Consider the following 7,272-nt stretch of genomic DNA (forward strand, 5'->3'; position numbering starts at 1 on the left):
GGAACAGCGCATACAGGGGAAAACTGAGTTTAATAAGTTAATATGTTGTTTATTAATGGATTATAAGTGGTTTTATTAAAATCCGAAAGCAGGGTGAATCCCCCATTTTTCACCATTATCCTCCATTCATCCACTAATATATCCCTCAACGACCCTTTGTCAAGCGAAAAAAAACATACGAATGGAAAAATTATTTATTCAAAACAGCGGTGTGGGGATCGAATGGAGTTATCAGGGGAGTGAAAAGCACGAAAAAGAGTGTTATACCGAGGTGCGTTCAAAAAGTACAATCATATGTATGATTTTAGATTCACGATTTTGTATCAGAAATGCTCATGAATATGAAAAAACGCTGTTCATACCGAAAAAAACAGCGTTTTCCATGATTAAGAAGATGTAAGGAGTCGGATAATACGAGGAATGTTACTGACTATATATGTCAGTTGCCCCCGAAAAGTCGAGCAATGGTATCGACCCGCATGATATCATTGAAGGTAACGTAGAGCATAAAAATCAGGAGCACCAGAGAGCCGAACTGCTGAAATGCCATCCGCGCCCTGGTGGAAAGCTTTCTGCGTACGACGGTTTCGATGAAAAGAATGGTTACGTGACCGCCATCGAGGACCGGGAACGGGAGGAGGTTGAGCACCCCGAGATTGACGCTGATGAATGCGGTGAATCCGAGAAGGGATACGAAACCGCTTTGTGCGCTTCTGCCTGCAAGCTGCGCGATCATGACCGGCCCGCCGAGCAGTTTGGCGGACATTCGCCCGGTAATGAGCTTGATGAAAAAGTCAACGGTGTGTGTGATAAGAAAAACCGTGTTATCGACCGCCATACGGCCGGATTCAACCAATCCCACATCACGGTTCGGGATGTACGGGGTATATCCGACCCGTCCCACAGGCACTTTTGAATGGTGATGCCTGCCCTCACCGGAATGACCGATTTTTACGGGCAGTTGGATCGTTTCGCCATTCCGCCGGATGGTAAAGGTTTTTTCCGCGTCAGGATTAGCCTCGATTATCTTCCGCATATGCTCCCAGCCGTAAACAGGTTCGTTATCGATTGCCACGATGACATCATCGGGCCTGATACCGGCTTTCTGGGCGGGACTGTCAGGCAGAATGCTCCCGATACGGGCATCATAATATGCGGAAATTCCGAAATCTTCGTTTTCTTTCAGCTTCCGGGGGACGAGAATCTGACGGTCGCCGTTTTCATCACGGACGGTCAGGGTTACATTATCATCGGTATAGAGCGCTATAAGCGAATCGAAATTATCAGTCTTTTTGCCCTGTACGGCGACAATCTCGTCGCCTCTCTTGAATCCCAGTTGGGCTGCAAGCGTACCATCCTCGACAAGACCGACACGGTTTGTGCTCTGGGGTACTCCGGTCATCCAGTATACAAAGAAAAAGATAACCAGCGCTGCAAGGAGATTCATTATGCTCCCTGCAACAAGCACAGCCATTCTGACCGGTACGGATTTTTTACGGTAATCCCTGTCACCGTAATCCTCGCTCTCCACTTCATCAAAGTCCGACTGGCCGGTCAGTTTAACATACCCTCCGAACGGTATGGCAGAGATACAGTAATCGGTTTCGCCAATCTGAACACCTAACACCCGGGGGGGCATGCCGACGCTGAAGCGCTCGACACCTATCCCGGACAGTTTTGCCACGGCGAAGTGCCCGAATTCATGAATAACCACAAGAAAACTCAAAACAAACAGGAATGATATCAGTGTCAGCAGCATATAATACCCCGTCAGGATTCAAACATCAGACTCATGGAGCGTTTCGCCTCACGGTCGGTTTGCAGTAAATCATCGATCGTCGGTTCAGGAATGAAACAATGATTGTCAACAACCTGCCGTATTGTTTCAGGAATTTCCATGAAAGAAATGGCTCCGTTTACAAACGCCTCGACAGCCCGTTCATTGGCGGCATTCATCGCAGCCGGAGCAGTACCTCCGCGGGCGAGAACCTCATAAGCAAGCGCGAGACAGGGAAACCGTCCGGTATCGGGCGGCTCGAAAGTCAGCGAAAAGGCCCTTGAAAAATCGAGCCCTCCATACGGGGAGGGCAGACGGTCAGGGTCGGTCATGGCATACTGGATAGCAAGTCTCATATCCGGCTTTGAAAGCTGTGCGAGGAGGGACCCGTCGATAAATTCCACCATGGAATGGGTGATTGAGCCACGGTGAATGACTACATCGATGTCCGAGCCGGGAATATCGAAAAGCCATCGCGCCTCGATGACCTCGAGTCCCTTGTTCATCATCGATGCCGAATCGATCGTGTTTTTTACACCCATCGACCATGTCGGGTGGTTGAGCGCCTGTTTAACGGTAACCGTGCTGAGCTCCCCGATGCTGAAATCGACAAAAGGCCCGCCCGAAGCTGTCAGAATCAGTCTTTTTACCGCCTTTTTTCTCTCGCCTTTCAGACACTGGTATATGGCGCTCATCTCGCTGTCGATCGGAACAATTCTCCGGCCGGAACGCTCCGCTTCTCCAATTATTAAACGCCCGGCCATGACCATGGTTTCTTTATTTGCAAGGAGCACATCTTTTCCGGTCTCGAGAGCGGCAAGAGTAGGAAGAACGCCGACCGAGCCGACAAGACCGTTGACAACGGCATCCGCATCGAGGGATCGCACCATGTCGATCATCCCCTCGAATCCCTCGTACACAACGGTTTTTCCGGAAACGCCGGTTTTCACTTCACGGGCGGCGACGGGGTCGCGCATCGAGACAGCCTCAGGGGCGAATTCCTGAACCTGGGCGCACATCTTTTCGAACGAACCGCCGGCAGAAAGCCCGACAACCCGGAATTGAGTCGGATTGGAACGTATGACATCAAGACTTGATGTGCCGATCGAACCGGTAGAACCAAGTATGACAATCCGTTTCAAAAATGACCTCCGGAAAAATGAAAAACGACAGTCAGATATATATAAACCACCGGCGCCGCAAAAAACAGACTGTCAAACCGGTCAAGTACACCGCCATGCCCCGGGATTATCCGGGAGGAATCCTTCACTCCCCTGTCACGCTTAATCACGGATTCGGACAGGTCGCCCGCCTGTCCCGCCAGCGCGGCAAGGATGGTTATAACAAATAAATGTATAATATACGAATTTTCGACGAAAAAAGCAGCAGCAATTCCAAGAAGCACAACTCCGGCCAGCCCTCCGAAAAACCCCTCGGCAGTCTTTTTCGGCGATATGCCCTGGAAAAACGGGTGTTTCCCCCATTGCCTTCCTGAAAAGTACGATGCCGTATCAAAAATCCAGATCACAACAAGCACATACAGCAGGATATGCCGTCCGAGGGTAAAATCTTCATAATACCGGTATCCGCTGAGTTTCATAAGAAAAACATTACAACAGGACGGGTAAACGGTGGCAAACAGTGTCAGAAGAACCGCTTCGAGTTTATTGTCTTTGCCGGATACGATTTCGATTGTAAAAACACCGATAAGGGACAATACGATGATGCCGGTACAATATCCCGTGTATCCGAAAGAGGCGCTCGTGACAATGAGCATTCCGGCGATGAATCCGACCGCCCGGTGCGGAAACCGGAGACGGTGGCTGAACATACCGAACAGTTCCCACTGCCCGAAAGCAGTGATGACGGCGAGAAAAACAAAAAACGGATATCCCCCTGTCCAGAAAAGCCAGAGGAGCACCGGAACAAACACAATGGCGACTAAAACCCGCTTCAGCAGGGAATAGGGATCGTGCTTTTCCGAAGCCATTACTCGGATTTCATTCCTGCCAGATATGTGGTTACCTTTTTGGTGATACTCATGATCTGCTGGCTCGTTTTACCAAAACGTCGTTCCCGTGAGCAGAATGATTCAATCGCATCGAGAAAATCCGGCTCGGAAAAATCGGGCCACCTTACCTCGGTTATCCAGAGCTCGGTATAGGCAAGCTGCCAGAGCAGAAAATTGGAGAGACGATATTCCCCCGAAGTCCTGATGAGCAAGTCGGGATCGGGTATTCCGGCGGTATAGAGCGATGAATCAACGGTTTTTGCGGATATATTCTCAGCTTTCAGCTCATTTTTCAGAACCTGGTTTGCAATCTTTTTCATCGCCATGACTATCTCGTCACGGCCCCCGTAGTTGAGGGCAAGCACGAGTGTCAGGCCGTCATTCCCCGAAGTCGCTTCAATCGCAGCGCTCAACGCCGCCCGGCTTCTTTTCGGAAGGATGGAAATATCTCCGATGGTTTTGAGCCTGACATGATTTTTATGGAGTTCCGGGACTTCTTTTTCAAGGGTTTCGGAAAGAAGCTCCATGAGTCCGCGTATCTCACCGGGAGGCCGTCCCCAGTTTTCGGACGAGAACGTATAGAGCGTCATGTAGCCGAGATTGATTTCACCCGCGAGCCGCACGATACGGCGCACGGTTTCGATACCGGCCCGATGACCATCGATTCTCCGGAGTCCGCGGCTTTTTGCCCACCTTCCATTTCCGTCCATGATAATCGCCACATGAGCCGGAAGCCGTCCCTTTTTCAGCGCCGCCTTACGGAGTTCGAGCAACTCTTTTTCCACTTCGTTTCCTGTTTTTAAGAAATGATTTCATCTCAAGAATGGTTTTTTGAGGAACTCTGCGTGAATTAATAAGCTCCTTGAAACTTTTCCGCCTGTTTTTACCATGCCAGTCCGACCCGCCGGTTACAATGAGACCGTATTTTCTGGCAAGTTTTTCATAATACATCTGTTTTTCCGGCGGATGGAGGGGATGAATGGCCTCGAGACCTGTGAGCCCATACTCCATGAGCTCAAAGATAAATTCATCACGATTGAGGACACCGGGATGGGCAAGAACGGAAATTCCGCCGTTTTCATTGATGAGCTCGATCGCCTCTCCGGGAGTCACCTTGTATTTCGGAACATATGCAGGCCCCTGATCGCCGATATACCGCGCGAACGCTTCCCCATAGGTTGTAATAAGCTCTTCCGACAGGAGCGCTTCGGCGATATGGGGCCGCCCGATCGGGGCACCGTGGGCGATCCTCAACACCGTTTCGAGCTGAATATCGAGACCGAGGTAATTCAGATTTTTTACGATTTCTTCCGCCCGCTCGTGCCGTTTTTCTTTGAAAAAAGCGATCCGTTTTCTGAATTCGCAGTCTTCATAATCGATGAAATAACCGAGAATGTGTATATCATAGATATCCTGAACCGAGGAAAGTTCGATTCCGGGAATGAGCTCAAGCGAAGTTCCCCGCGCCGCTTCCAGACCCCGTATCACACCCTCGACAGCATCGTGGTCGGTGATTGCTATCGTTCTATACCCGGACTGGAGATAAGCCTCCACAATCTCTTCAGGAGTGTCCTGTCCGTCCGAACAGGTTGTGTGAATATGAAGATCTATGTTCCCTCTCAGCATGCTGTTCTCCCTGGCTCTGAATAATCCATATATTAAAGAATAAGATAGAAAAGGATTGTTCCTAAGTCAACCACAGAACGCAATCGGGCACGGCAATCATAGATTTTCATGTAAATTTTGAAAAGAACAGGCAGAAGGCACAAGAAACGAGGCATAAGGCATAAGGTAGAAGGCATATGGGGAAAATATCCTGCGACATACCAAAAAAACCTGGACCGGGATTTTCAGGATGAAAAGGATGACCGGGATGAAAAAAATCCGGGAAGACTTATGACACATATGTATCCGGCATACTACTAAAAACTCTGAACCAGGATTTTCACGATGAAAAAGGATGGCCAGGATAAAAAAATCCAGGCAATCATGATTAATCATGGGAATCCCGGTTCCAGCTCCCATTGACTGTATGACTTGCCTGTTATTTCAGCATCTCCTCTGCCAAGGGAAATCCGCTTAGGGCCTGCGGACAACACGGAAACCGAGGTCGTTGCTCTTAGAGTCCATTTTGAGATCGGGGCGAACGGTAGAGCGACAGTAGCCGTAAAACGTGTTCCAGCCGCCACCGCGAACAACAAGGGTAGAGCCCGTCTGCGCCCCTGTCGGGTCGGTTTCACTCATGTTCCTATAACTTCCGTATAAATCATTGCACCATTCACATACATTCCCGTGCATATCGTACAGACCCCATGCATTCGGCGTTTTCTGCCCAACCGGATGGGCTTTGGAACTGCTGTTTGCACTATACCAACCTGCCCGTGCAAGGTCGCTGCTTGTGTCACCCGTGTTATACGCCGTCGAAGTTCCCGCCCGGCATGCATACTCCCACTCAGCCTCTGTCGGCAAACGAAAACCATTCTTTGTAAAATCACATGTTGCAGTGTCAATATAATAGCACTCATCAAGACCCGCTTTCACACTCAGCGCATTGCAGAACCTGATCGCATCCAACCAGCTTACTTCCTCTACCGGCAGGTTGTCATCTCCCGCGAAATGCGATGGATTCGAGCCGATAACTGATTTGTATTGCCCCTGCGTAATTTCGAAGATGCTCATCTCAAAGGTTGAAAGAGTAACGGTATGAATCGGCTTCTCATCACTATCACCCGTATCCGATCCCATCGCAAAACTTCCGCCGGGTATCTGAACATAATTAATACCCACATTATCCCATGGAGAAATTGTATCCTTCAGTTCGAAATTCGCCGTTACCGTCATGTTCCCGGTCATTGTCACCGTCGTGGTCACTTTACCCATATCGGCAACATTCCCCGTCCAGTTCACGAACCTATAGCCTGATTCTGGAGTTGCTGTGATTGTTACCACCGTCCCCTCGTCGTACGTGTGCGCCCCGACAGAAGGACTCGTCGTGCCCCAACCGTTTGTATTGACGGCAAGCGTAAGCGTATATTGTGGCGGCGGTATCTTTTCAAAGACCGCCATCACTGTAATGTTACCTGTCATTGTCACTGTCGTAGTGGCATTCGTTGAACTGGCGACTTCTCCCGTCCAGCTTACAAACCGGTAGCCTGATGCCGGTATTGCGGTGATCATAACCACCGTTCCCGAATCGTATGAATGCGCTTCGCCCGACGGGTTTGTCGTTCCCCAGCCGATGGCATTCACTGTCATGGTGAGTTTGTATTGAGTAGGCGTAACCATACCGCCCTGGCGCCGGACAACACGGAATCCCAGGTAGTTGTACCTGGAGTTCGGCAGGAGAGAGTAACGATCCGTCGAACGGCAGTCGGTGTCTGAGAAATATCTCCAGCTGCCGCCGCGCAAGACACGGTAGTAGCCCGATTCCAGACCTTTCGGGTCAGTCACACTTCCTCCCTGATAGCTTCCATACCAGTCGTTG

6 protein-coding genes are annotated in these 7,272 nt (G+C 49.9%); all 6 read right to left on the reverse strand.

Annotated features, from left to right (window positions below; genetic code table 11):
• Positions 1 to 439: 439 nt before the first annotated feature.
• Positions 440 to 1,759, reverse strand: a complete 1,320-nt coding sequence (rseP, locus tag LLG96_11105) for an RIP metalloprotease RseP (protein MCE5250755.1) — start codon at positions 1,757 to 1,759, stop codon at positions 440 to 442.
• An 11-nt stretch (positions 1,760 to 1,770) separates the two neighbouring features.
• Positions 1,771 to 2,919: a 1-deoxy-D-xylulose-5-phosphate reductoisomerase gene (locus tag LLG96_11110; GenBank protein ID MCE5250756.1), complete on the reverse strand. Its 1,149-nt coding sequence runs from the start codon at positions 2,917 to 2,919 to the stop codon at positions 1,771 to 1,773.
• Complete coding sequence (locus LLG96_11115) at positions 2,916 to 3,767, reverse strand: phosphatidate cytidylyltransferase (GenBank protein MCE5250757.1); 852 nt, start codon at positions 3,765 to 3,767, stop codon at positions 2,916 to 2,918. Before LLG96_11115 ends, LLG96_11110 begins: the two co-directional genes overlap by 4 nt.
• Complete coding sequence (locus LLG96_11120; protein ID MCE5250758.1) at positions 3,767 to 4,573, reverse strand: isoprenyl transferase; 807 nt, start codon at positions 4,571 to 4,573, stop codon at positions 3,767 to 3,769. Before LLG96_11120 ends, LLG96_11115 begins: the two co-directional genes overlap by 1 nt.
• The gene (locus tag LLG96_11125; GenBank protein MCE5250759.1) at positions 4,545 to 5,414 is read right to left on the reverse strand and encodes a PHP domain-containing protein; all 870 of its coding nucleotides are present in this window, start codon (positions 5,412 to 5,414) and stop codon (positions 4,545 to 4,547) included. The genes LLG96_11120 and LLG96_11125 overlap by 29 nt, the downstream gene beginning before the upstream one ends.
• Before the next feature lie 453 nt (positions 5,415 to 5,867).
• The coding region (locus LLG96_11130; protein MCE5250760.1) for an SUMF1/EgtB/PvdO family nonheme iron enzyme at positions 5,868 to 7,272 on the reverse strand (1,405 nt) is incomplete at its 5' end.

The organism is bacterium (genome assembly GCA_021372535.1).
Classification (GTDB): Bacteria; Latescibacterota; Latescibacteria; order Latescibacterales; family Latescibacteraceae; genus JAFGMP01.